Source organism: Sphingobium salicis subsp. salicis, assembly GCF_049472635.1.
GTDB classification, from domain to species: domain Bacteria; phylum Pseudomonadota; class Alphaproteobacteria; order Sphingomonadales; family Sphingomonadaceae; genus Sphingobium; species Sphingobium yanoikuyae_A.
This window is the reverse complement of record NZ_JAYRCS010000001.1, coordinates 1201960-1226895: the sequence shown is the minus strand read 5'-3', so window position 1 is coordinate 1226895 and position 24936 is coordinate 1201960. Positions and strand designations below refer to the sequence as shown.

General features: G+C 63.5%; 24 protein-coding genes and 1 pseudogene. 16 read left to right on the top strand and 9 right to left on the bottom strand.

Features of this window, described 5'->3' with window-relative positions; all coding sequences use genetic code 11:
- Positions 1 to 56 precede the first annotated feature (56 nt).
- A complete protein-coding gene (locus VHN57_RS05995) occupies positions 57 to 1088 on the top strand; it encodes an SPOR domain-containing protein (RefSeq protein ID WP_278987646.1) in 1032 nt (343 codons plus the stop codon).
- 14 nt (positions 1089 to 1102) lie between these two features.
- Here VHN57_RS05995 and gcvA read toward each other — a convergent pair whose 3' ends face one another.
- Positions 1103 to 2002, bottom strand: coding sequence for a transcriptional regulator GcvA (gene gcvA / locus VHN57_RS05990; RefSeq protein WP_278987647.1), 900 nt, complete (start codon positions 2000 to 2002; stop codon positions 1103 to 1105).
- Between the two features lie 88 nt (positions 2003 to 2090).
- Between gcvA and VHN57_RS05985 the strand changes: the two genes are divergently transcribed.
- Together VHN57_RS05985 and purU are read left to right on the top strand one after the other, a co-directional pair.
- Positions 2091 to 3107, top strand: a complete 1017-nt coding sequence (locus tag VHN57_RS05985) for a DUF1338 domain-containing protein (protein ID WP_278987648.1) — start codon at positions 2091 to 2093, stop codon at positions 3105 to 3107.
- 52 nt (positions 3108 to 3159) lie between these two features.
- Entirely contained in the window at positions 3160 to 4029 is an 870-nt protein-coding gene (purU, locus tag VHN57_RS05980; RefSeq protein WP_159366465.1) for a formyltetrahydrofolate deformylase, read from the top strand.
- Positions 4030 to 4243: 214 nt separating this feature from the next.
- Here purU and VHN57_RS05975 read toward each other — a convergent pair whose 3' ends face one another.
- From VHN57_RS05975 to VHN57_RS05940, 8 genes are all read right to left on the bottom strand, one after another.
- Positions 4244 to 4396 carry a hypothetical protein gene (locus tag VHN57_RS05975; protein WP_010338958.1) on the bottom strand — a complete coding sequence of 51 codons (153 nt, stop codon included), beginning with the start codon at positions 4394 to 4396 and terminating at the stop codon, positions 4244 to 4246.
- A gap of 221 nt (positions 4397 to 4617) precedes the next feature.
- Complete coding sequence (gene fghA / locus VHN57_RS05970; protein WP_278987554.1) at positions 4618 to 5454, bottom strand: S-formylglutathione hydrolase; 837 nt, start codon at positions 5452 to 5454, stop codon at positions 4618 to 4620.
- A gap of 14 nt (positions 5455 to 5468) precedes the next feature.
- Entirely contained in the window at positions 5469 to 5849 is a 381-nt protein-coding gene (locus VHN57_RS05965) for a VOC family protein (RefSeq protein ID WP_037507140.1), read from the bottom strand.
- A gap of 26 nt (positions 5850 to 5875) precedes the next feature.
- Positions 5876 to 6988, bottom strand: coding sequence for an S-(hydroxymethyl)glutathione dehydrogenase/class III alcohol dehydrogenase (locus tag VHN57_RS05960; protein WP_048937047.1), 1113 nt, complete (start codon positions 6986 to 6988; stop codon positions 5876 to 5878).
- 519 nt (positions 6989 to 7507) lie between these two features.
- Positions 7508 to 7723: a DUF2093 domain-containing protein gene (locus VHN57_RS05955; RefSeq protein ID WP_278987556.1), complete on the bottom strand. Its 216-nt coding sequence runs from the start codon at positions 7721 to 7723 to the stop codon at positions 7508 to 7510.
- The gene (locus VHN57_RS05950; RefSeq protein ID WP_278987557.1) at positions 7723 to 9126 is read right to left on the bottom strand and encodes an NAD(P)H-dependent flavin oxidoreductase; all 1404 of its coding nucleotides are present in this window, start codon (positions 9124 to 9126) and stop codon (positions 7723 to 7725) included. Before VHN57_RS05950 ends, VHN57_RS05955 begins: the two co-directional genes overlap by 1 nt.
- A gap of 93 nt (positions 9127 to 9219) precedes the next feature.
- On the bottom strand, positions 9220 to 10374 hold the full coding sequence (locus tag VHN57_RS05945; protein WP_278987559.1) for a glycosyltransferase: 1155 nt from the start codon (positions 10372 to 10374) through the stop codon (positions 9220 to 9222).
- A complete protein-coding gene (locus VHN57_RS05940; protein WP_278987560.1) occupies positions 10367 to 11236 on the bottom strand; it encodes an alpha/beta fold hydrolase in 870 nt (289 codons plus the stop codon). The genes VHN57_RS05945 and VHN57_RS05940 overlap by 8 nt, the downstream gene beginning before the upstream one ends.
- Before the next feature lie 37 nt (positions 11237 to 11273).
- Between VHN57_RS05940 and VHN57_RS05935 the strand changes: the two genes are divergently transcribed.
- The 13 genes and pseudogenes from VHN57_RS05935 (at position 11274) to VHN57_RS05875 (ending at position 24853) form a co-directional block, all read left to right on the top strand.
- Positions 11274 to 12671 carry a protein adenylyltransferase SelO family protein gene (locus tag VHN57_RS05935; RefSeq protein ID WP_423283117.1) on the top strand — a complete coding sequence of 466 codons (1398 nt, stop codon included), beginning with the start codon at positions 11274 to 11276 and terminating at the stop codon, positions 12669 to 12671.
- A 224-nt stretch (positions 12672 to 12895) separates the two neighbouring features.
- Positions 12896 to 13408 (top strand): annotated as a pseudogene (locus tag VHN57_RS05930) (transposase); the annotation flags it as partial.
- 63 nt (positions 13409 to 13471) lie between these two features.
- A protein-coding gene (locus VHN57_RS05925; protein WP_423283115.1) for an IS3 family transposase occupies positions 13472 to 14649 on the top strand; the annotation gives its coding sequence in 2 pieces (ribosomal slippage) (positions 13472 to 13736 and positions 13736 to 14649; 1179 coding nt in all).
- Between the two features lie 793 nt (positions 14650 to 15442).
- A complete protein-coding gene (locus tag VHN57_RS05920) occupies positions 15443 to 15946 on the top strand; it encodes an RNA polymerase sigma factor (RefSeq protein ID WP_278987461.1) in 504 nt (167 codons plus the stop codon).
- Between the two features lie 72 nt (positions 15947 to 16018).
- Positions 16019 to 16969 (top strand): FecR family protein, encoded by a 951-nt coding sequence (locus VHN57_RS05915; RefSeq protein ID WP_278987460.1) that lies wholly within the window; start codon positions 16019 to 16021, stop codon positions 16967 to 16969.
- Between the two features lie 126 nt (positions 16970 to 17095).
- Entirely contained in the window at positions 17096 to 17260 is a 165-nt protein-coding gene (locus VHN57_RS05910) for a hypothetical protein (protein ID WP_423283112.1), read from the top strand.
- Positions 17261 to 17320: 60 nt separating this feature from the next.
- The gene (locus VHN57_RS05905) at positions 17321 to 19588 is read left to right on the top strand and encodes a TonB-dependent siderophore receptor (protein WP_278987456.1); all 2268 of its coding nucleotides are present in this window, start codon (positions 17321 to 17323) and stop codon (positions 19586 to 19588) included.
- Positions 19589 to 19625: 37 nt separating this feature from the next.
- Positions 19626 to 21329, top strand: coding sequence for a PepSY-associated TM helix domain-containing protein (locus VHN57_RS05900; RefSeq protein ID WP_423283109.1), 1704 nt, complete (start codon positions 19626 to 19628; stop codon positions 21327 to 21329).
- 92 nt (positions 21330 to 21421) lie between these two features.
- Positions 21422 to 21631 carry a hypothetical protein gene (locus tag VHN57_RS05895; protein WP_278987453.1) on the top strand — a complete coding sequence of 70 codons (210 nt, stop codon included), beginning with the start codon at positions 21422 to 21424 and terminating at the stop codon, positions 21629 to 21631.
- Positions 21628 to 21966, top strand: a complete 339-nt coding sequence (locus tag VHN57_RS05890) for a DUF3325 domain-containing protein (protein WP_278987451.1) — start codon at positions 21628 to 21630, stop codon at positions 21964 to 21966. Before VHN57_RS05895 ends, VHN57_RS05890 begins: the two co-directional genes overlap by 4 nt.
- Entirely contained in the window at positions 21966 to 22673 is a 708-nt protein-coding gene (locus VHN57_RS05885) for an energy transducer TonB family protein (RefSeq protein WP_423283107.1), read from the top strand. Before VHN57_RS05890 ends, VHN57_RS05885 begins: the two co-directional genes overlap by 1 nt.
- Positions 22670 to 23980 carry an erythromycin esterase family protein gene (locus tag VHN57_RS05880; RefSeq protein ID WP_423283105.1) on the top strand — a complete coding sequence of 437 codons (1311 nt, stop codon included), beginning with the start codon at positions 22670 to 22672 and terminating at the stop codon, positions 23978 to 23980. Before VHN57_RS05885 ends, VHN57_RS05880 begins: the two co-directional genes overlap by 4 nt.
- 45 nt (positions 23981 to 24025) lie before the next feature.
- Positions 24026 to 24853 carry an aspartate/glutamate racemase family protein gene (locus VHN57_RS05875; RefSeq protein ID WP_423283103.1) on the top strand — a complete coding sequence of 276 codons (828 nt, stop codon included), beginning with the start codon at positions 24026 to 24028 and terminating at the stop codon, positions 24851 to 24853.
- The last annotated feature ends 83 nt before the right edge of the window (positions 24854 to 24936 follow it).

The following is a 24936-nucleotide window of genomic DNA, read 5'->3' as shown; positions in this document are numbered from 1 at the left end:
AAGAAGACGTTAACCTTGTTTGACGATAGTGCCGGACGAATATTCCGGTCTGGAGCATGGATATGAAGCCTATCTGGGGAGCCGTTGCGTTCGGCACGCTATTGACGGCCGCCTTGCCGGCGCTTGCCGATGTGAAGGCCGGCGTCGATGCCTGGCAGCAGGGCGATTATGCCAAGGCGATCGCCGAATGGCGCCCGCTCGCCAATGCCGGCGATCCCGATGCGCAGTTCAATCTGGGCCAGGCCTATAAGCTCGGCCGCGGCGTTCCGGCCGATCTCAGCAGCGCGGTCGACTGGTATCGCAAGGCGACGGCGCAGGGCCATGCCCGCGCCGAGGATAATCTGGGCCTGCTGATGTTCCAGCAGGGCGATCGCGCCGGGGCCATGCCCTATCTGCAGCATGCCGCCGCCCGCGGCGAAACCCGCGCGCAATATATTGTCGGCACCGCCCTGTTCAACGGCGACATGATCGGCAAGGACTGGGTCCGCGCCTATGCGATGATGACGCGTGCCTCCGCCTCCGGCCTGCCACAGGCGACCACCAGCCTGCAGCAGATGGACAAATATATCCCCGCCGACCAGCGCAAGCAGGGCCTAGCCCTGGCCTCGTCGATGGAAGCGCAGGAAAAGAGCCTGGCCAGCGCCAGCCTGACCCTGCCGGCGACAGCGGCACAGCCCCGCCCGGCTTATCCCGCCCCGGCACCAGCAAAGCCAGTTCCCGCACCCGTGACCCAGGTCGCGGTCGCCAAACCGCAGCCGGTCGCGCCCAAGCCAGCACCGGAGGCAGCCAAACCGGTTCCCTCCAAACCCACGCCACCCAAGCCCGCACCGTCCAGGATGCCGGCACCGACTGCCGGTGGCGACTGGCGCGTGCAGCTTGGCGCGTTCGGCGACGAAGGCCGCGCCCGTGCCCTGTGGAGCCAGTTGACCCGCAAGGTCAGCGGCCTCTCCGGCTATCAGCCCTATCTGGTCAAGGCCGGCAGCATCACCCGCCTTCAGGCCGGACCGATCGCCAGCAGCGCCGACGCCTCGCGCCTGTGCAGCAGCATCAAGGCCGCTGGCGCGGACTGCATGCCGAAGAAGAACTAAGCCCGCGCGGGCGCCTAATACCCGCCCGCGCTCGCCAGCATCCAGGCGCGAAAGCGCGCCAGTCCCGGATGGCCGCCAAGCCCCGTGGGATAGACCAGATAATAGGCCTGCTCGCTGGACAGCGGTCGGTCGAACGGGATGACCAGGCTGCCCGCCTCCAGTTCCGGCCGGATCAGGAAGCTGGGGATCAGCGCCACGCCAGCCCCCGCCACCACCGCCTGCGCCAGCATCAGGAAATGCTCGAACGCCGGCCCCGGCGGCAACGGCCCGGCCTCGACGCCCGCTGCCGCGAACCAGCGTGCCCAGGCGTCCCGCCGCGAACTCTGGCTCAGCAGCGGCTTGCCCAGCAGATCAGCCGGCGACCGCAGCCCATTGGCCGCCAGCCAGTCCGGCGCGCAGACCGGCACCATCTGTTCGCGAAACAGATAATCCTGCGCCACGCCGGGCCATTCCTCCGGCAGGCCATAATGGATCGCCGCGTCGAACTCCTCCTGCGCGAAATCGAACGGGTCGGATCGCGATGCGAAATCCACCACCAGATCGGGATGCAGCGCGCTCAGGCCCGGCAGGCGCGGCGCCAGCCAGCGCATGCCGAAACTGGGCAGGGTCGCGATCCGCAGCGCCCCCTGCGCCCGTCGCGCCGCCACCCGCCGGGTCGCCCGCCGGATCCGATCGAGCGCCGGGCGGATCTCCTCGGCATAGGCCTGCCCCGCCTCGTTCAGTTGCACCCGCCGCCCGACCCGGTCGAACAGAGGCGTCTGCAACCAATCCTCCAACAGTGCGATCTGGCGGCTGACCGCGCTCTGGGTCAGCCCCACCTCCACCCCGGCGCGCGAGAAGCTGCCATGGGTCGCGGCCGCATCGAAACTGTTGAGCGCGCTCATCGGCGGCAGCCATTTGCGCGCCCTATCCATTCCCGTTCCGCATCAAGTGATGACAGCTCCCTATTTGCGCGACCCACCCTATCCTGCGATAAGGGCGCTGTCATCGTGGAGCGTTCTTATGTCGTCGCAGAATGAAGGAAGCATCGTCGCCCTGGTTCAGTCGGTGCTGGGCGAAGACGCCGGCAAGGCCGCACTGGACGCATTGGCGATCGATCCCGCACTGCTCGCGCAAAGCGGCCCGACCGTCAGCCGCGCCGCCTTTGCCATGGCAATGAACGTCATCCTGTTCCACGACCTGCTCGAACGGGTGCCGAGCGGCGCCGCCTATGTCGCCGACACGCTGGCGCGCGGCGGCCGGGTGATGTTCGACCATGGCGCGCTGCGCACCATCCGTTTTGCCGATGGGCCGACCGGCGCCCTGCCCGCTGGCGAGGATGCCTTCACCCGCATCTTCCTGCCCTTGGGCTATCGCATGGCCGCCCTCTATCCGCTCGATCGCCTCAGGATGACCGGCCGCGCCTATGCCCATGTCGACGCGCCCGAGGCGATCCCGCAATTCTTCCTGTCCGAACTCCATGTCGACCGGTTCGACGCGGAATTTGGCGAAGCGGCGACCCGCATCTTCGGCACCTCGCGCGATCCGCTCGATGCCCCGACCATCGCCCTGCTCGACCGCTATGCCGCCGGCGAGCCAGTCAGCTTCGATGATGCCGCCGCCGCCCTGCCCGTCATCGTCTCGGCCTTCGACCGCCAGCATGAACCGCCGGCCTTTGCCGATTATGAGCTGCTCCTCTCCCGCTCCAACGAAGCCGCCTGGATCGCGACCGAGGGCAATGCGTTCAACCATGCGACCGATCGCGTGCCCGATGTTGCCGCGCTGGCCGATCGCCTCAAGGCGGAAGACCGGCCGATGAAGCCAAAGCTGGAAATCTCCGCCACCGGCCGCGTCCGCCAGACCGCCTTCCGTGCCGACAGCGTCGAGCGCCTCTTTGCCGACCGCGATCTGCGCACCGTGCCCGGCTCCTTCTACGAATTCATCAGCCGCGATATCGACCCGGATACCGGCCGGCTGGACCTCGCCTTCGACACCGGCAATGCCACCGGCATCTTCGCCATGACCAGCGCCAAGGCTTGATCGCGGCCCCGGCTTGGGGCAACGCCTCGGCAGCATTGCTGGGAGCCGCAGAGTGAATGACAAGACCATCCCGTCCTGGATCCTGACCCTGGTCTGCGCCGACCGCGTCGGCATCGTCGCGGCGGTCAGCCAGTTCCTCGCCGAACGGGGCGGCTTCATCACCGACAGCCAGCAATATGCCGATCGCGAGGCCGGCCTCTTCTTCATGCGCGTCGCGTTCGAGGCGACCGACACCGGCATGCGTTTCGACACCGCCGGACTGCGCAATGAATTTGCCGACATCGGCACCCGCTTCGCCATGGACTGGCGCCTCACTGAAGCGGCCGAACGCCCGCGCATGCTGATCGCCGTGTCCAAGGGGTCGCATTGCCTCGCCGACCTGCTCCATCGCTGGCAGACCGGCACGCTGGCGGTCGACATCATGGGGGTGGTGTCCAACCATCCCGACATGCGCCGCATCACCGAATGGCACGGCATCCCCTATCATGAGCTGCCGCCCAATGGCGACAAGGCCGCGCAGGAGGCCGCCCTGCTCGACCTGTTCGATCGCAGCCGGTCGGAATATCTAATCCTCGCCCGCTATATGCAGGTGCTCTCGGAAAATCTGGTCGATCGGCTGGCGGGCCGCTGCGTCAACATCCATCACAGCTTCCTGCCCGGCTTCAAAGGCGCCCGCCCCTATCACCGCGCCCATGAGCGCGGCGTGAAGCTGATCGGCGCGACCGCCCATTTCGTCACCGCCGACCTCGACGAAGGCCCGATCATCGAGCAGGCGGTCGAGCGCGTCGACCATCGCGCCACCGCCGACGACATGATCCGCATCGGCCGCGACATCGAGGCCCAGGTGCTGGCCCGCGCCGTCGGCTGGCTCGCCGACCGACGCGTGCTGCGCAATGGCGGCAAGACGGTGGTGTTCCGCTAGAGCATCGTGCGCAAAAGTGGGCGAGCGGGATTCGCGTGCCTCCGGCTCGAGTTTTGCGCCTAAAACGATGCGACAACAAAAACTTAGAGCGCGCGATCTGCGTCGGATTTAACGCAGCGCGCTCTAAGAAGGCCGAACTGCCCGACATCCGTTCGGTTCGAGCCTGTCGAGAACCCTATACGCCCCTTCTCGACAAGCGCGAAGCGAACGGCCGTTAAAGCCCCAGCCGCGCCCAGAAATCGCCCGGCGCCAGCACGGCCTCAGCGCTGCGGTTGCGCTCGACGCGCGACCAGCTGCTATGGGGAATATGGATTTGCGGGGTCTGGTCCTGCCGCTGCTGGCGGACACGGGCTTGCTTATGGGTCATCGTCTTCTCCTTTTGCGGGAGGAACACGAAACCGGGCGTTGCCGCTTGGGTACCGTGCGCTTTAGCCGTTGGTGACGCGGAGCAAGCTGACATCCTTCAAAAGCCGCGGAGCGAAACGCTCGGCACTCTATCTACCTATCAAATAGAGAAAGGCAAAATAGCTTATCTTGTGCCGCGACCATCCGGGCTTTGCCCGGACGGTCCGCGATCAGCCCAATTGCTCAGCCCAGCCGCGCGGCATGCCAGCGCAGATGATCGTCCATGAAGCTGGAGATGAAATAATAGCTATGGTCATAGCCGTCGCGCAGATGGATCGTCAGGTCGATGCCCGCCGCGTCGCAGGCCGTGCGCAGCAATTCGGGGCGTAGCTGCCCCTCCAGGAAGCTGTCTCCCGCGCCCTGATCGACCAGCAGCGCATCGATCCGCGCTCCATCCTCGATCAGCGCGACCGCGTCATGCTTGCGCCATGCCGCCCGGTCCTCGCCCAGATAGCCGCCCAGTGCCTTCTCGCCCCAGGGCACCTGCCCCGGCGCCACGATCGGTGCAAAGGCCGACACGGCGCGATAACGATCGGGATAGGTCAGCCCGACGGTCAGCGCGCCATGGCCGCCCATGCTGTGCCCCATGATCGACTGGCGATCCATGTCGGCGGGAAACTGGTCTGCGATCAACGCCGGCAATTCCTGCGTCACATAGGACCACATGCGATAATGGGCGGCATAGGGCGCCTGCGTCGCATCGACATAGAAGCCTGCGCCCAGGCCAAAGTCCCAGGCGCCGTCCGGATCGTCGGCCACGCCCTCACCCCGCGGTGAGGTATCGGGCGCGACGAAGATCAGCCCCAGTTCCGCGCAGGCCCGGCGAAACTCGCCCTTTTCGGTCACATTGGCATGGGTGCAGGTAAGGCCGGACAGATACCAGACCACCGGCAGCTTCGCGCCGGGTGCATGCGGCGGCACGAAGACGGAGAAGGTCATCTCCGTTCCCGTCTCGCGCGAGGCATGGCGATAGACGCCCTGGACGCCGCCAAAAGCCGTGTTGGTCGAAACCGTTTCCACCCGTATTTCCTTCCTCAGCCGATCCGATGCAGGCCGCACAGCTTGTTGCCGGCGGGATCGCGCAGATAGGCGAGATAGAGCTTGCCGAAGCCGCCCTCGCGCACGCCCGGCGGATCTTCGCACGCCGTGCCCCCCGCCGCGACCCCGGCCGCGTGCCAGGCATCGGCCTGCTCGGTCGATGCCATGCGGAAACCGATCGTGCCGCCATTGGCGTGGCAGGCCGGCTCCCCGTCGATCGGTTTTGTGACCATGAACAGCGCGCCGTCATGCATGTAGATCAGCCGCCCCTTGTCGTCCTGCATCGCCGGCTTGCCGCCGACCGCACCGAACAGCGCATCATAAAAGGCGCGGGAAACGTCGAGATCATTCGATCCCACCATCACATGGCTGAACATGGTCACTCTCCTGTTGGGTTATCGGTTCAGAAGACGACGACGCTGCGGATGCTCTCGCCCGCATGCATCAGGTCGAACCCCTTGTTGATGTCCTCCAGCCCCATGACATGGGTGATCATCGGGTCGATCTCGATCTTTCCGGTCATGTACATGTCGACGATCTTGGGCACGTCGGTGCGGCCCTTGGCCCCGCCAAAGGCCGTGCCGCGCCAGTTGCGCCCCGTAACCAGCTGGAACGGACGGGTGCTGATTTCCTTGCCGGCCTCGGCCACGCCGATGATGATGCTGGTGCCCCAGCCGCGATGGCAGGCTTCCAGCGCCACGCGCATCACTTCGGTGTTGCCAGTGGCGTCGAACGTGTAGTCCGCGCCACCATCGGTCATCGCGACGATCGCGGCGACGACCTCTTCACGGCTCATGCCCCTGGAGTTGAGGAATTCGGTCATGCCGAACCTGCGGCCCCATTCCTCACGATCGGGATTGATGTCGACGCCGATGATCTTGTTCGCACCGGCCAGGCGCGCGCCCTGGATGACGTTGAGGCCGATGCCGCCCAGGCCGAAGATCACGACATTGTCGCCCACCTGCACCTTGGCGGTGTTGATCACCGCGCCCACGCCCGTGGTCACCCCGCAGCCGATATAGCAGCTGCTCTGGAACGGCGCGTCCTCGCGGATCTTGGCCAGCGCGATCTCGGGCAGGACCGTGAAGTTGGAGAAGGTCGAGCAGCCCATATAATGGAAGATCGGCTGGCCCTTGTAGGAAAAGCGGGTCGTGCCGTCAGGCATCAGCCCCTTGCCCTGGGTCGCGCGGATTGCGGTGCAGAGGTTAGTCTTGCCGCTCAGGCACGACTTACACTGGCGGCATTCGGGGGTGTAGAGCGGGATGACATGGTCGCCCGGCACCAGGCTGGTGACGCCAGCACCCACTTCGCGGACGATGCCGGCGCCCTCATGGCCCAGGATCGAGGGGAAGATGCCCTCGCTGTCGAACCCGTCCAGCGTATAGGCGTCGGTATGGCAAATGCCGGTCGCCATGATCTCGACCAGGACTTCGCCCGCCTTGGGGCCTTCCAGATCGACCTCGACGATTTCGAGGGGCTTCTTCGCTTCGAAGGCGACGGCGGCGCGGGTTTTCACGGCGGGCTACTCCCATGACTGGCGTGAACGGGCGCCCCGAGGACGCCCTGTTAAAAGCATTCCCGGCGTTCATATCGGTTCCGGCAGCAATTGCCAGCCGATACCGCTGTCCAAAGGAGAGGAAAATCCAGCAGGATCCGAAAAAAACAAAGCGCATCCAGCGACTTGCATCGCCAAACGGATCGCCCTGCCTTTCCCGGTCGCGTCCTGTTTAGAAGGACACGTTGTAAATGAACCAGCCCAGGATCAGCAGGCTGCTCACCAGACAGATACGATCGCCGAAGACATCAATTCGAGACATCTGACACATCCTTCACCCAAAAGACGATCTGCGCCGCCTGTTGAGGAAGAATACATCAGATAAATGGACGTGGGAACAGCAATCTCACGACAAAACGTGCCACCAGGGCGATGAATGGAAATCGCAACATCTTGAAATTTTCGCTGCAGCGCACAGCGATCGATTCAACTAATCGAACGATGCCAAAAAGCCGAATAGTGGCAGGCACTTACCGCGGCTCAGCGAAATGCTGCACCGCGGTGGCGCAGGAAGGAGGCCGTCGCCTCCTCCGGCCCGCGATAGGCTTCCTGAAACTCGGCGCTCCAATATTTCAGGTCGTCGAGGTCGATTCGCGCGCCCGATACGGCGCAGAGCACGAACTGCCCCGGCCGTACCACGTCGAAATGCGGCGTGCCATATTGCAGCACCGCCAGCCCTTGAATATCGGCAGCCATCAGTCGCCGGTCAGGATGCGGTCGACCAGCTGCTTCACGGTCGGCACGAACCCGTTCGAATAGAAGGGGTCCTGCTTGAAGCGATAGGCGGCATGGCCGGCGAACAGCAGATTCTTGTCCAGGTCGCCGCCATGGACCGATTCCTGCAGCGACTTCTGGATGCAGAAGCTGCGCGGATCAGCCAGGCGACCGGTGGAGTTGGTTTGACTGTCCATCCAGCTGGAGAAGCTGCACTGCGACAGGCAGCCCATGCAGTCGGTCTGGTCCTTGCGGATTTCCGCCTTCTCTTCCTCGGTCACGAAGACGAGCGTGTTGTCCGGCGTCTTGAGCGCGGAGGTGAAGCCCTGGCCCACCCATTCGCGCGCGCGCAGCAGATCGCCGACCGTCACCCAAAAATTCTTGCCCTTCACGCCCGCGTCGAGCTGATGGGTATGGTCGCCCGCCTGCTCGGTGCTGAACGGGATCTGGCGGTCCGACCGCGCTTCGAGCGAACGCAGGAAGGGATTGCGGATCGCCGAGCTGTAGAAGCCGGTGGGCGAGAATTTGTGCAGCAGCACGTCGCCCGGTTCCAGCTGCATCAGCCGGTCCTTCCAATCCTGCGGGATCGGGCTTTCCTGGGTCAGCAGCGGACGGGTGCCGAACTGGAACATGATCGCACCCAGTTCGGGATTGTCGATCCAGTCGTTCCAGTCCTTCAGCGCCCAGACGCCGCCGGCCATGACGATCGGCACGTCGTCGGAAATGCCGCCTTCGCGCATCGTGGCGCGCAGGTCGCGCACGCGCGGATAGGGATCCTGCGGCGCGCGCGGATCTTCCGCGTTGGACAGGCCGTTGTGGCCGCCGGCCAGCCAGGGATCTTCATAGACCACTGCGCCCAGCCATTCCGATGCCTTGGAATAAGCGCGCTTCCACAGCGCGCGGAAGGCACGGCCCGACGACACGATCGGCAGATAGCTGACATTGTAGGAGGCAGCGATTTCGCTGAGCTTGTAGGGCATGCCCGCGCCACAGGTGACGCCGGCGACCATGCCCTTGGTCTTTTCCAGCACGCCGTGCAGCACGCGCTGCGCACCGCCCATTTCCCACAGCACGTTGATGTTGATCGCGCCCTTGCCGCCGGCAATCTCATAGGCGCGCTTCACCTGCTCGACGGCACCGTCGATGGCATAGGCGATCAGTTCCTCATGGCGGTCGCGGCGGGTGCGGCCATGATAGATTTGCGGGATGATATTGCCCATGGAGTCATAGCTGTCGGCATTGACCGCAGATACCGTGCCGATGCCTCCGGCAGCCGCCCAGGCGCCCGAACTGGCATGGTTGGAAACAGCAACACCCTTGCCACCTTCGACCAGCGGCCAGACTTCACGGCCACCATAGACGATGGGTTTCAAACCCTTGAACAACGACTTCTCCCGCGAAATGAACCGGCCTCCCCAGACCGGTTGAAATGTCGTCCTATAACAGTTTTTGTCAGGGATGACGAACTGTAGGGCGCCCTAGCGCAAAATGTGGGGGCTGGCCAGAGCCTCGCCATATAATGCGGCATAGGCGTCGACCATGGTCTTTTCGTCATAATCGCGCTGCGCCCGCGCCCGGTTTGCCGCCCCCAATGCGGCGCGCAATTCCGGGTCGGCGGCCAGCGTCCCGAGCGCGTCGGCCAGCCCCTGCTCATCCGCCGCGACGAAGGGACGATTGGCCGGCGCCACCATATTGGCGACATCGCCGACATCGGTGGAGGCCACCGGCAGTCCGGCCGCCATCGCCTCCACCAGCGAGATCGGGAACTGCTCGCTGTCCGACGACAAAGCGAAAATGTCGAACAGGCCGACGAAGCGCCAGGGGTCGGTCATGAACCCGGCCAGACAGATATCGTCCAGCCCCTGCGCCGCCGCCTCGGCCAGGATCGCATCGCGCTCCGGTCCCTCGCCCACTACCACCAGTTGTAGCCGCGCGCGATGGGCCGCCACCGCCCGCACCAGCCGGGGAATATTCTTGACCGCCCGCAACCCCGCCAGCGTGCCGACCAGCAGCTTGCCCGGTGTGCGCACCAGCCCCGGTATCGCATCCGGTGCCGGCGCCTGCGCATAGCGCGCCACGTCGATGCCGTTGCGGATCAGATGCACCTTGCCGGCCGGCTGCTTCCACGCCTGATGCGCGATCCGCTCCAGCCGGGCCGAGGGCACGACCAGCGCCTGCGCCCGCCCCAGCGCCATGCGCCGATAGAGATTGCGCTGCGGCTTAAGCCCGGCCGCCTCATCGGCGTTGAAGCCATCCTCATGGTGGATCAGCGGCGGCAGGCGCATCGACCGGGCGAACAGCCGGTGCGCCATCACCCCGTCCATCGCCCCCCAATTATAGCCCAGCACCAGGTCATAGCCGGACAGGAACTGCGCGATCGCGCGGAACCGCGCCAGCCCCGGCCGCCCGGCAAAGGGCGGCGCTTCGGGAAAATCGACCGGCACCTGCGGCGCGATCGCGCTGCGAGCACCGAGCGCCTCTGGCGCGGCGCTGACGATGCTGTGCCGCGCCTTGTCGCCCCAGATGTTCATCAGCCGGATCGCGCGGGCTTCCTTGCCGCCCAGCGTGAAGCTGCCATGGATATGCAGGATGCGCGGCGGATCGCCCCGCCTCACGCCGCCGCCATCAGCCACGCAGCACGCGTTCCAGCAAACGGTCGATCCCGGCCGCCGCCGCCGGCTCGTCCAGCGCGGGCGCATGACCGACATCGGGCACCATCACCAGTTCCGCGCTTGCCCCCACCTCGCGCGCCATCCGTTCCGCCGTCGGCGCGCTCAGCAGGTCCGATCGGTCCCCGCGCAGCAACAGGGTCGGAATGCCCTGAAACGCCGCCATCACCGGCCACATGTCGACACCGGCCTCGCCACCGGGCGCGCGCAGCGGCTCGGCAATGCGCATGTCATAGTCGAGCACGATCCGCCCGCCGCTGTTCAACCGATAGAGGCGCTTGGCCATCGCCAGCCACTGCTCCAGCCCATAGGCCGGATAGACATCGCCATTCGCTTCCTCCAGCGCGCGGGCCGCATGGACCCAGCTCGGGTGCGACTGGCCGACGCCGACATAGCCGCGAATCCGGTCCAGCCCCGCCTCGTCCAGCGTCGGGCCGACATCGTTCAGCACCGCGCCTGCCAGCCATTCGCGATGGGTCGCGGCAATCAACATGGTGATGATCCCGCCCAGCGACGTGCCGACCGCCACGAAGCGGGTGATCGCCAGGTCCGCCAACAACCGGCCGATATCCTGCAAATAGGTGAGCGGCACATAGCTCATCGGATCCTTGGCATAGGCGCTTTCCGCGCGCCCCCGCATATCCGGGCAGATCACCCGCCACTCGCCCGCCAGCCGCTGTGCCAGCGGCTCGAAATCGCGCGCATTGCGGGTCAGCCCCGGCAGGCACAGTACGGGCGGCCGCCCGTCCTCGCCGCCCGCATAGTCGCGATAATGCAGCCGCAGTCCATCCGGGGACCACCAATATGCGTCACTATAGCCGGTCAAGCTTGATCCTTCCGCCCATGCTCCCCCATATCGCCGCATGGACAACAAGCCGCAAGCCGCCAATTACCACCCCGCCACGGAAATCACCGCGCTGATGCCCGACATCGCCGATCCGGTGCATGCTGCGGACTTTCCGCAGACCCTGTTGCGCTTCCGCAATGACCGCGCAGCCGCCACCGTCGGCCTCGATCATCTGAGCGACGAAGAGTGGATCGCCCATTTCGGCCGCTTCGCGCCTCTGCCCGACAACCTCCCCCAGCCGCTCGCCCTGCGTTACCATGGCCATCAGTTCCGCCATTATAATCCCGATATCGGCGACGGCCGCGGCTTCCTCTTCGCTCAGCTCCGGGACGCGGACGGCCGCCTGCTCGACCTTGGCACCAAGGGATCGGGCCAGACCCCCTATAGCCGCTTCGGCGACGGCCGCCTGACGCTCAAGGGCGGCGTGCGCGAGATTTTGGCGACCGAGATGCTGGAGGCGCTGGGCGTCAACACGTCAAAGACCTTCTCGATCATCGAGACCGGCGAAGCGCTGGAGCGCAATGACGAACCCTCGCCCACGCGCGGCGCGGCGATGGTCCGCCTCAGCCATTCACACATCCGCATCGGCAGCTTCCAGCGCGCCGCCTATATCGAGGATAATGGGCTGCTCGAAAGGCTCACCGACTATGCCCTCACCCGCCTCTATGGGGAGCAGCCGGGCGACAACCCGCCCGCCCAACTGCTTGGCCGCGTGGTCGATCGCACCGCGGACCTGGCCGCCAGCTACATGGTCGCCGGCTTCGTCCATGGCGTGCTCAACAGCGACAATATCAATGTCACCGGCGAAAGCTTCGACTATGGCCCGTGGCGCTTCACGCCGCTCTGGGACGCTAATTTCACCGCCGCCTATTTCGACCATGCCGGCCTCTACGCCTTTGCCCGCCAGGCCGAGGCGATCCACTGGGACGTCGCCCAGCTCGCCGTGTCACTGCGCCCGCTCAGCGAAGCGCCGCCGCTGATCGAACAGCTCGAACGCTTCCCCGCTCTCTATGCCCAGGCGATGCAGCGCCGCTTCTGCTGGCGCCTCGGCGTCCTGCCGGGTGCGGACAGCGCCGCCATGATCGAAACCGCCGTGCGCGCGATGATGACCACCGCGACGCCGATCGACATCTTCTTCCAGGACTGGCGCGGCGGCACGCCCCGCAACCCCGCCCGCTACAGCGAGCCGATCTGGGCCGAACTGCGCGACCAACTGACCAACCACCCGCCCGTCCCCGGCGCCTGCGACCACGCCTATTGGTCGGACGCGGCGCCCTGCTCCATGCATATCGACGAGGTGGAAGCGATCTGGAGCGCGATCGACCAGTCCGACGACTGGTCCCCGCTCCACGCCAAGGTCACCGCCATCCGCCGCATGGGTGAGGCGCATGGGGCAGCGCCGGCACTGCCCTGATGGGTGGAGCCACCCCACCATCACCTTCCCATTCTTCGCCGGCATGGCGGGATTGGGGGAATAATCGACCGCCCTCTACCCCGTCATGCCAGCGAAGGCTGGCATCTCAGACAGGCGCACGCGAGATAAACGGGAAGCGCAAGATGGCCGACCTCCTTCTGTTACCACCAGAGCCCCCCCTCAGTTCACGGAACAAGTGCAACAGCTGTTAGGATGTTGCCGCGATGGGAGAAGATTATGGCCAGCCCAGCCTTGAAGAGCGGATCGAGATTTACCGGCTGCATGCAGCCGGTAAATCTCGAAGAAGTATAGCGACGGGTCTGGGGCGTTCAGCGTCCACGATCAGTCGCGAACTGCGGCGCAACAGCGTCAGGACGAAGGCCTGGCCTGGCGGCTACGAGCCAGTGCGCGCCCATCATCTCGCCGAGCGTCGACGACGATGGGATTGCCGCTTCAAGCTGGAACGCCAACCAGACCTGCGCGACCGGGTGAGAGACGGCCTTGCGATGGGATGGTCTCCCGAACAGATCGCCGGCCGGTTGACGCTGGAAAATGGTCGCACCCTCATCAGTCCAGAGTCAATCTATCGCTTCATCTATCACCGCTCTGCACAGAAGGATTACTGGCATCGCCTGTTGCCGCGGGCCAAGCACAAGCGCGGCCGTCCTGGCCGTTTCGGTGGCAGCATGGTCGATATCATCAAGCATCGGCGCCCTTTGAGTGAGCGCCCTGCAGAGTGATCTGCCCGCCGCTGAGTGGCCCAGAGACTATGATAGTCTGGACCACGAAAGGGACGATGAATGCCGAGCAAGAAGCACAAGCCGGAAGAAATTATCGGCAAGCTGCGTGAAGTTGAGATTGTTCTGGCGCAGGGAGCCTCGACAGCAGAGGCGTGCCGCGGGATCGCAGTCAGCGAGCAGACATACTATCGCTGGCGCAAGGAATATGGTGGCCTGAAGACCGACCAGGCGAGGCGGATGAAGGATCTGGAGAAAGAGAACCAGCGGCTACGCCGGGCGATTTCGGATCTGACGTTGGACAAGCTGATCTTGCAGGAAGCTGCCAAGGGAAACTTCTGAGCCCCGCGCGGCGGCGGCGCTGCATCGATCAGTTGCGACGAGATTTGCCGATCCGGGTGTCCGAGCGACGGATATGCCGGGTGCTGGGGCAGCATCGATCGACACAGCGCAAGGTGCCGCGTGGGGCAGATGACGAACAGGCGCTCACGGAGGACATCGTCGCGCTGGCGAAGCAATATGGCCGCTATGGCTACCGCCGAGTGACGGCGTTGCTATGCCATGCAGGGTGGACGGTGAACCACAAACGGGTCGAGCGGATATGGCGACGCGAAGGACTGAAGGTCCCGCTGCGTGAGCCCAAACGGGGACGCCTGTGGCTCAACGACGGATCATGTATCCGCTTGCGGCCTGAGTATCCCAGGCATGTGTGGGCCTACGACTTCGTCGAAGGGCGCACGCACGATGGCCGCAAGTTCCGGATTCTGACGATCATCGACGAGGCCAGCAGGGAATGCCTGGCACTCATCGTTGCCCGGCAGCTCAAACACGAGGATGTGCTGGCGGCGCTGGCTGACCTGTTCATCTCGCGTGGGCCACCAGCGCATATACGATCCGATAATGGTAGCGAGTTTATCGCGACCGCCGTCCAGAAATGGTCGGGGCAGATCGGCGTGAAGACGCTCTATATCACGCCGGGATCACCATGGGAGAATGGCTATAACGAAAGCTTCAATGGGTCGCTTCGCGACGAACTGCTCAACGGCGAGATCTTCTACAGCCTCGCTGAGGCCAAGGTGCTGATCGAGGCATGGCGGCGGCATTACAACACCGTTCGCCCTCACAGCAGCTTGGGCTACCGACCGCCGGCACCGGAAACGGCGACACCGCCATATCCGGCCTCCGGTTCCGCTTCGCTCCACCTCCGTCCGGATATGGCGGCGATGGGCTTAATCCACTAACAAACCAATCGGGCCACTCGGTGGGGGCAGATCAGACATGCGCGACGGCCACCCGGCCGCAACACTTTGCGACCGGCCAACAGCTAGAGAGGTTACGACGCCCCATCGCCGGACTTATCACCAACGACATCCGATCAGTCGCAGAATGCATGCAGCGCAGAAGTCTGGTTACCCTCGCCGCATCGGACTTCAGGTTGGACATCGGCTACGCTTAAAAATTCATTCCAGATTACAAGAACGGACGTCCAAAACCGGACATGCGTTTTACAGTCGTCGCGGTAAGTTATTGATATTATTCGATGGAAAAGGGCTGTTTTTTTTTACAGCTCGCGGACCCACGCATGCGCTTTTTGCGTGCAATAAAAACCCCTGCCAGCTCAAGGGCTTGACAGGGTCTAATAGGTGGTTGCGGGAGTAGGATCTCGAATGGGCCTCACGATAAGCCCAATGCAATGATTTTACGTGATATTTCCCTACAACTTGTCGAAGAGTCCCCCTGCAGTACCCCCATAATGAACAATATGGGATGAGACGTGCATTTGTTTCGCTTAGCCGCAATTCCTGCCCCTCCAGCTCGACAACCACAAGCACGATGTCTCATTCTGGCCGTAAGGAGAATGGCGGCTTATACACGCTGAAGCGGAAATAACTGCCATATCGAGCGACAAGGCACGCCAGCACATTCGTGCCGCTTCTTGCGAACTAATCGCAACGGAGCTAGGGCGATCCCACCTGGCGACAATGCCTGGATATCGGAAGCCTGGAATCGATGATGGACAATAGTGCCGAGGATATGAACGCGCTCGCCCGCGAATTCCACCGCACGTTTGTCGATCATACGCGCAAGCGGATGGGCGGCGCACCGGAGGCAGAGGATATAGCGCAGGAAAGCTGGGCGAGAGTCTCCAACGGGATATCGAACGGCGGGACGATCTCGAATATCCGGGGCTATCTCTTCAAAGTCGCTCGAAATCTGATGATCGATCATCGGCGTCGGGAAGCGCTGGGTGTCGAGACATGGGCGCCTGATGACGCCATCGCCCGCATAGCCGATCCACGCCCCAGCGCTGAAACGCAGCTCATCACACGCGACGAGCTGCGTCGCATGGATGCGATAATTTCGGCGATGCCCAGTCGCCCACGCCAGGTTTTCCGGCTGTCGCGCTTCGAAGGTCTGTCCTTCGCAGAAATCGACCGCCGTCTTGGTGTCTCACGCCAGACGGTCCACGATCACATGACCAAGGCGCTAATCGCCATTCAGTTGGCCGCTGATACCGAATTTGACGACCAAGCCTGACAATCTGCATCCTTGCTCGTCTAGCTGTTAGGTCAAAGTGCGGTCGACGCACGACAATGGGACTCAATGTGCGTGAACCGACGTCTTCGATCCGATCCGCTCAACCGGCTGGACCCGGTAGCCAGAGAAGCCACCCGTTGGTTCGTCGCGTTACATGAAGATCCTGCCGATACCAGCCAGCGAGCCGCTTTCGAAGCGTGGCGTAATGCCGATCCTGCAAACGGCGCGGCTTATGATCGCCTGCAAAGGCTTTGGGGCGCTTCGGGCCATTTGCCCAGTCTTGCCCGACCGGATGCGCCTCGCGATCGCCGGGCTGTTCTGCGCGGGGCGGGCAGCATCGCGCTGGCGGGCGTCGTGCTCGCGGGGACAGGCAGGATAGTTCTCGGCCCGCATCCTCTTGCCGACTACACCACCAGCATTGGCGAACGGCGGACGGTGGCGCTCGGTGATGGGTCCTCGGTCGAACTTTCGACAGGCTCGGCGATCTCCGTCGCCTTTACAGGCCACGAACGCCGTATCCAGCTCTATGATGGCGAGGCGTGGTTCAAGGTCGCACGCGATCCTGGGCGTCCTTTCGTTGTCGAGAGTGCGGGCGGTACCACAACCGCGCTCGGCACCGCTTTCGCTGTGGCGAGGGATGAAGGCGGCGCTCTTGTCACCGTTACCGAGCATAGCGTTCGCGTAAATGCTTCAGGCCGATCGACGGACGTACGAGAGGGGCAGAGTTGCCGCTATGACGCAGATGGGCCGACAATCCCCGAAGCATCGGACACTACTGCCCTTGCGTGGCGGCAGGGCCGGCTTGTCTTCATCTCGCGCCCGCTCCGCGAAGTCGTGGCAGAACTGGACCGCTGGCGCTCTGGCAAAACCTGGATCATGGATGACATGTTGGCCAGCCAGCCCGTCACGTTGATGATTGATGCCAGCAAGGTCGATGAGGCATTGATCCAGTTGGGCGGCAGCCTGCCCATGCGCATAACCCGGCTTACACCACTGTTGACGATCATCAGACCGATATCCTGAAAATAATTATCAGTAGCGAACCTGACAATCGCGAAACCCGTCCGTCTTTCTCTCTGTAGGCGCTGCGAAGCGCTGGCGCGAACGATGTGAAGCGGGGATTAGACGATGATAATGAAGGAACGTCGGATGGCTGGAGCCATGGGCAAGGCAGCGCTGCACTGCGCGATTTCCACGATGGTGGTTGTATCCATTCAGCTGGCAGCACCGACGGCACACGCCCAGACCGTCAACGTTGTCAGGTTCGACATTGCGCCGCAACCGCTTGGCTCCGCTCTCGCCGCCTTTACCTAGAAGACCGGCATCACCCTTGCCTATGGCAGCACCCTGCCGAACTTTGGGTCGCAGGGCGCCATGGGTACGATGTCTGCAGCCGAAGCGCTGTCGCGCATTCTCGCGCGATCGGGATTGACCTACCGGTTTACCGGCGCAAACAGCGTGACTCTGGAGGCTGCGCCGGAGGCCGCCGATGGCGCGGTGCAGCTTGGTCCGGTCCGGGTCGAAGGTGCGGGTAGCATCGGCGCTGGCCTGGCCGCCAGTCCGGCCTCGGACATGCTGGCTACCGAAGGCTCTCGCTCCTACACAACCCGCGGCGCCGTCACTTCTTCGAAGCTGCCCCTGACCCTGCGCGAAACACCGCAGTCGGTGACGGTCATCACCCGCCAGCAGATTGAAGACCGCAATTTCATCACCATCGATGACGCGATCGAAGCGGCGACGGGCATGTCGGCCACGACCGCCAACCTTGGTTCGAACACCTTCAACGCCCGAGGATTTTCAGTCGGCAACACCCAGATCGACGGCATCCCCGGCGCTGGTGGGACGACCGGCGGTTATACGCCCAACACCGCAATGTTCGATCGGATCGAGATCGTGCGCGGCGCCGCCGGCCTTGTGACCGGCACCGGCAATCCGGGCGGTGTCGTCAATCTGGTGCGCAAGCGTCCGCTGGCCGAGCCACGCTATGGTCTGGTCGTTCAGGCAGGGTCATGGAACCAGTATCGCGCCGAAGCGGACATCAGCGTGCCTGTGACCGACTGGCTGCGCGTGCGCGGCGTCGCGGCCTATGAGGACCGCAAATATTTCTACGATCTTCAGCATGCCAAGAAGCCGCTCTTCTACGGTATCGCAGAAATCGACGTGACGCCGACGACGCTGTTCACCGTCGGCGGCAGCTATGAGGATAACCGCACCGACAGCTTCTTCAATTCGGGGCTGCCGCTTTACTCGGACGGCACCGATCCGGGCCTACCTCGCTCCTCGCGGGGGCTGGCGCCGGGCTGGAATTTCTTCGACGTCAAGGCGACCAACATCTTCGCCAGTGTCGAACAGCAGTTGGGCGGCAGCTGGAAGGCGAAGATTACAGTCAATCGCCAACACTGGGACCAGACTTATGTCGCGCCCAACATCAACGCCGCGATCAATCCCGCCACCGGGATCGGTCCACGGCTGACCAGCAGCGTCACCAAATTCTTCAATCCCCGCGATCGTTTGGGCTTTGATGGGCAGGTCAGCGGCGAAGCCAGCCTGTTCGGGCGAGTTCATGAACTGATGTTCGGTGCCTCCTATGCCAGCGAGACGGTGGAAGATCCCAAGACGGCGATTGCAACCATCGTGCCTGTCAGTCAGTCCATCTTCGATGCCGATCCATGGGCGACCGCAGCGCCCGTGTTCGGTACGGCGAGCTTTACCGGCCGTTACAGCAAGACCGAAGAAACCGGCCTCTACGGTGTCGCGCGGCTCAACCTTGCCGATCCACTCAAGGTCATTCTGGGCGGTCGCCTCAGCACCTACAAGACCACGTCGCGCGCCAGCCTGACCGCGGACTATGAATACACCAAGGAAAGCAACGTGTTTACGCCCTATGGTGGGATCATCTACGACTTTGCCAAGAACTGGTCGCTCTATGCGAGCTATGCCGATATCTTCCGGGTGCAGAACACGCTCTACACCGTCGCTGGCGACCCGCTGGAGCCGGCAATCGGCGCCAATTATGAAGCGGGCATCAAGGGCGAATTCTATGATGGGAAGCTGAATACCTCCTTTGCCCTGTTCCGCATCATCGAGAGCAACCGTTCGCAACAGGATCCGGACAATCCCGAACCCTGCGCCGGGTCGCCCACGGGCGGGGCCTGCTATATTGCCGACGGCAAGGTGCGCGGTCAGGGCTTCGAAGCCGAGATGTCCGGCGAAGTCATCCCTGGCCTTCAGATCATGGCGGGCTACACTTACGTAAACACGAAATATCTGCGTGATCGCACGGCCACCGGCACGCCCAGCACCAATGAAGGACTGGCCTTCAACACCACGACGCCCAAACATTTGCTGCGCGTCTGGGCTACCTACAAACTGCCGGGTGAACTCGATCGCCTGACCATCGGCGGCGGTATCAATGCCCAGAGCCGCATCTATCGCCTGTCGGGCATCTATACGATCGAACAGAAGGCCTATGCACTGCTCAGCGCCCGCATCGGCTTCGACCTGAATGACGATATCAAGCTGGCGGTCAATGCGAACAACCTGCTCGACAAGACCTATTATCAGCGGATTGGAACGCTCGCGTCCGACAACCGCTATGGTGAGCGGCGTTCAGTGATGTTCAACGCGCGCTTTACCTACTGATGACAGGCAAGGGCGCGAAGCGGCAGGGCGACCATCCATGAAGGAGGGGTTCCGCCAGTCGATGGCATGGTTGCATAACTGGTCCGGGCTGATCGTCGGCTGGGTGCTGTTCTTTGTGTTCCTTACGGGCACGACGGGCTATTTCGACGATGAAATCACCCGGTGGATGCAGCCCGAGCGCCCGCTTGCCAGCATCGCCCCGCCCATGACTCCGGCCGCGGGCGTTGCGAAGGCACAGGCTTATCTGGCTCGGACCGCGCCCGAAGCGCCGCGTTGGTCAATCGACCTGCCCGGCGGACGCGGCCAGACGGCATGGACAGTGTCCTGGCCCCGGCCAGACAGGCCGGGATCATCACACCGTCCAGAACGTCGGGCAAGAGGCGACCATGGCGAAGGCCGGCAGATGCGCATGCTGTTTGATCCGGTCGCCGGCTCCGGCACGCCCTTGCCCTCCCGCGCCGATGCGCGCGACACATCGGGCGGCGTAGGGCTGTATCGGCTGCATTACCGGCTGCACTATGTCTCGCAGGCCAATGCGATCCTGATCGTGGGCGCCTGCACAATGCTGATGTTGCTGGCAATCGTGAGCGGGATCATCACGCACAAGAAGATATTCAAGGACTTCTTCACCTTCCGCCCGGCCAAGGGGCAGCGCAGTTGGCTGGACATGCATAATGTCATCAGTGTCTGCGCTCTGCCCTTCTTCCTGATGATCACATACACCGGCCTCATGTTCTTCATGTACGCCTATATGCCCGCGGCCATGAACCTGACCTATGGACTGGAGCGTCAGTGGGACAATGACGGCTATTCCAATCCGCTCAATCCCCGCGCCAACGCGCAGTTCATGTCCGGCCCGGAGCGAGGGGCAGAAAGGGGCGAAGACAGGCGCGGCCGACCACGCGGTGCCGCCATTTTGCAGGAGAGCGGGACGGCAGCACCACTTGCCGACTTGTCCAGCATGGTCACCCGTGCCGAAACTCTGTGGGGACAGGGCACCGTCGAAAGTCTGATCGTGGAAAATCCCGGCAAGAGCCGCGCTCGCGTCACCATTTCCCGTTTCCCTCGCGGCCTGACCGCCGACGCCGGGGACCGCATGCGCTTCGACGGCGTCACGGCCGCCCTGATCGAGCGGGCGCCGCCGCGTGGGCGCGGGACATGGCAGGTTCAGGACAGCATGATCGCCCTGCATGAAGGGCTGTTCGCGGGACCGGTACTGCGCTGGCTCTACTTCGCCTCCGGCCTGCTTGGCTGCGCCATGGTCGGCACTGGCCTCATCCTCTGGACGGTGAAACGCCGCCAGAAGCAGATCAACGCAGGTCGGAGTGACTATGGGTTCCGACTGGTCGAATGCCTGAACATCGCGGCGATCATCGGCATGCCGCTGGGGATCGCCGCCTATTTCTGGGCGAACCGGCTGCTGCCCGCGCCGCTGGAGACCCGCGCCGCGTGGGAAATGCACAGCCTGTTCATCGCGATCGGCATGGTTCTATTCTGGGCCGCCGTGCGCCCGCCCCGCAAGGCATGGACCGAAGGGCTTTGCCTGTGCGCGGCAGCCTATGCGCTGTTGCCGCCGCTCAACGCGCTCACCACCGACCGACACCTTGGGATCACAGTACCGGCAGGCGACTGGAGGCTGGCGGGTTTCGACCTGACGGTGGCGGGCATCGGCCTGGCACTGGCGATCGCCGCGCGTAGGGTTGCTGCACGATCCCGCTCCGATGTCCGCGGAGCACGCTGAGATGCGCCACCCGACAAGAGGAACGGTGCGCTATCGTATCGCCATAGGCTTTCGCAGCGGCGATCGGCGGCTATGGCGTTACCGCGCTGATCGTGATGCTGGCGTCGCAACTGTTGCGACTGGCCGGTGTGGACCCGGCACAGGCCGTACTGGCCGCGACCATTCCCGCTTTCCTTTGCTATGCTGCCATCGTCTGCGCCATTTTTCATGTTCGCACTGCCACCCGCGGCTGGGCGATGCTGGTCATCGCCGCCACACCGCTCGCCAGCCTTGTCGCTCTGTTGGGAAGGCTGATGCCATGATGATGCTTGCCAGCCTGTTGCTCTGCCTGCCTGCCCTTATCCTGTTGGCATTGTCGCTGCCACGCCACCATCGCGACCTGATCGGAACGACAGCCTCTTTCCCCCGCGAACGCAGGCTGCGTTGCGCGGGATGGCTGCTCATCCTTCTTTCCTTGGCCATCCCGGTGGCCGCCTTCGGTTATGCGGTCGGAACTGCCAGCTGGGCCGGCGTCACGGCATTTTCAACGATGATCGTGACGATGGCGATCACCTATCGGCCCAGGTGGATCCTGCAGGCGGCCACCCTGTCAGCGCTCGGCGCGCCGGCCGTCATCCTGTTCGCATGGAGCATCTGATGTTCATTGCATCCAACCCCGTTGATCGCGGCTATCGACAAAGTGGCGGCCGGGCCAAAGGGATCATTCTCACCATTCTGATCTATGCCGTCCCATTGGCCTTGATCCTGACACAGTGGCGAAGTCTTGCGCCCCGGCGTGAGGCTCCCACGCTCAGCACATTCAATGTAGCGCTGCCTGCCTCGCCGGAGGAGGAGGTCCGCGAGGAGCCGAAAGGCCCTGAGCAGGTCGAAAGCAAGCCCGCGCCATCAACGCCGCCAGCGATAGACGTTATCGTTCCCGCATTGACGCTGCATTCGACCGTTCCAGCTCCGGTCGAAAAGCCTGCCGACATTGAGTCACCCACGCCGCCAGTGGAAAAGACGACAGCGCCGGAAAGTCGCCCCCCGCCTCCAGCCCGTCAGGTCAGCAGCGACAAGGCAAGCTGGGAAGGGCTCGTCCTCGCCGCGCTGGACAAGGTGAAGCGCTATCCAAGGGAAGCGCAGTTCCGCCGCCAGCAGGGTGTGCCCTATATTCGCTTCGTCATTGATCGCAGCGGTAAGGTGCTGTCGTCTAGTTTAGAGAGGACCTCGGGTGTGCGTTCCCTTGATGCCGAGGCTGTGGCCCTGCCCAAACGCGCTCAGCCCTTGCCCAAGCCGCCGGAGGACAGGAAGGGCGAGACAATCGAACTGGTCGTGCCTGTCGAATTCTTCGTGGGCGGCCGATGATGGCTGGCGTCGGAAGGGTCGCGGCGACCATCGTGGCCTCGCTCGCTTGCGGAACCGCCGTAACTGCGGCGGCCTCGGGCGAGACCGGGGCAACGGAACAGATTGCGGCTCTTGCATGGGCACGCCGCGCCTCAGCGTCATTGGATGCCCCCCGGTCGCTGCGCGGCCTCATGACCTCTGGCAGGGTCATTGCGCTGGGTGAAGCGACGCACGGCGCGCAGGAATTTCTGACCTTGCGTAATCAGTTGGTCCGCACGGGCGTGGAGCGCCACGGCATCACCGCCATCGCCGCAGAGACCGGTTTTGCCCAGTCCATAGCGATCGACGACTATATTGCTGGCAAAGGGACGTTCACCACAGCGCTGGTGCGCGACGTCTTCACCTTCCGCGCGCCAGACGCCATGCAGGCCAATCTGGAACTGCTCGAGTGGTTACGCGCCCATAATGCCCGCGCCGGCGTCAAGCGCAAGGTCCGCTTCTATGGGATCGAGATGATGGGCCGTCATCACAAGGGCGCGCAGCTTTATGCGCGGCCGGTCTTCGACGCCGCGACGGCCTATGCGACCGACCGGGGCGAACCGCAGGCACTTGCGCTTTCGGCTAGCCTGGAGCCGTTGCTGAAGAAGCTAACCACCGCAGGATATGCAGCTTTCGATCAGAGTGAAAAAGATAGGCAGACGCTGGCCATCGCCGATCTGGTGCGACTGTTCGAACGCCGTCGGATCGAATGGAGCGATGCCACATCCGCAAAGGCGTTCGAACGCGCATTTCGCAATGCCCGCAACGCCCAGAATCTGGACGCGGATCTTCGCGCCTCGGGATGGTGGGGCAGCAGGGGCAGCGATCGCAACCAGCATGACGCCTCCAGCGCCGAAAGCGTCCAGTGGATACTCGACCAGGAAGGCGCGGATGGACGAATATTCCTGTTTGCCCACAATCTGCACATCCGCAAATGCCCACAGAGCGCGGGCGGTAACCGCTTCTCGTCCCTTGGCCAGCATCTCGATGCCATGCTGGGTGGCGACCTGATCGTGTTAGGCACCGCTTATGGTGCGGGTGGCACGGCTCTGGAAGCAAAGGTCGATCAGTCCAGCACGGCCGCGCTGCTTGGGCAGGTGGGCCGTTCATCCTTTGCCCTTGATCTCAGAGCGCTCCCACCGCACGGCGCAGCGCGCGCTTGGTGGTCCCTGCCCCGCCCATTCCTCAACACGGCGATGAACCAGGTCTGGCGAACTGCAGACTGCTTCGATGCCCTGATTTACATTGATATGATCCGGTCCGCCCAAAGGGTGGAGACAAGCCCCTGATCCACGCCGCCGCGGCCTGTTGAACGGTCGGTTCTGGGAAAAGCATTGGCAGGCCAGATCCGGATATGCGTTGCGCCCTTTCACAACCACTCGCTGCGGCTCATGGGTCGTGTGCGACCAGAGATTGAAAAGACACGGAAATTTATGCGTCCCTTATCTCAGAAGACAATCGGCCTGCTCGGAGGCTGCTCCAATGTCGCAACCATGGAATATTATCGTTTCCTCAATACCGAAGCCAATACCCGGCTTGGCGGATGGGACATTGCCGAAACCCTGATCGCTGGAATGAATTTCGGCAACATCGAAGCTATGGTCCGGTTGGGAGATTGGGACGGCTTGTCCGCATATATGCGCCGAAAGGTCGACGGCCTTGTCGCTGGCGGGGCCGACGTGATCCTTTGCGTGTCAAATACCCTCCACAAACCTCTGGAGGTGATCGCCGCCGACATCCCTGTTCCCCTGATCCATATCACGGATCCGGCAGGAGAGGCCATCCAAGCTGCAGGCCTCGATCGCGTGGCGTTGTTTGGAACCCTTCCGGTGATGCGTATGGACTATCTGAAGAATCGCTACCGAACGAAGTTCGGCATCGAGGTCGTGTCCCCCACCGATATGGAGCAGGAGGAGATTGACAGGATCATCTTTGACGAACTGGTCAAAGGCCAGCTCCGTGATCGCTCGCGCCAGCGCTATATCGAAATTGCTCAGCGGATGCGGCGCGAAGAACAGGCGCAGTGCCTGATTCTGGGCTGCACCGAAATCTTCCTGTTGATCGACCAGCCCGACATGCCTGACTTTCCGATGTTCAACACCGCCAAGCTGCACTGCGACGCTGCGGTCAATTTCGCACTCGACGCGCTCCATCGAGACTGATCGCGCACCTCTCCAAGCTCACCAACGCAGAGTTCAGACCATAGCCATGATTGCTTCTCTCCTCACATCTTCCGCCGCACTCG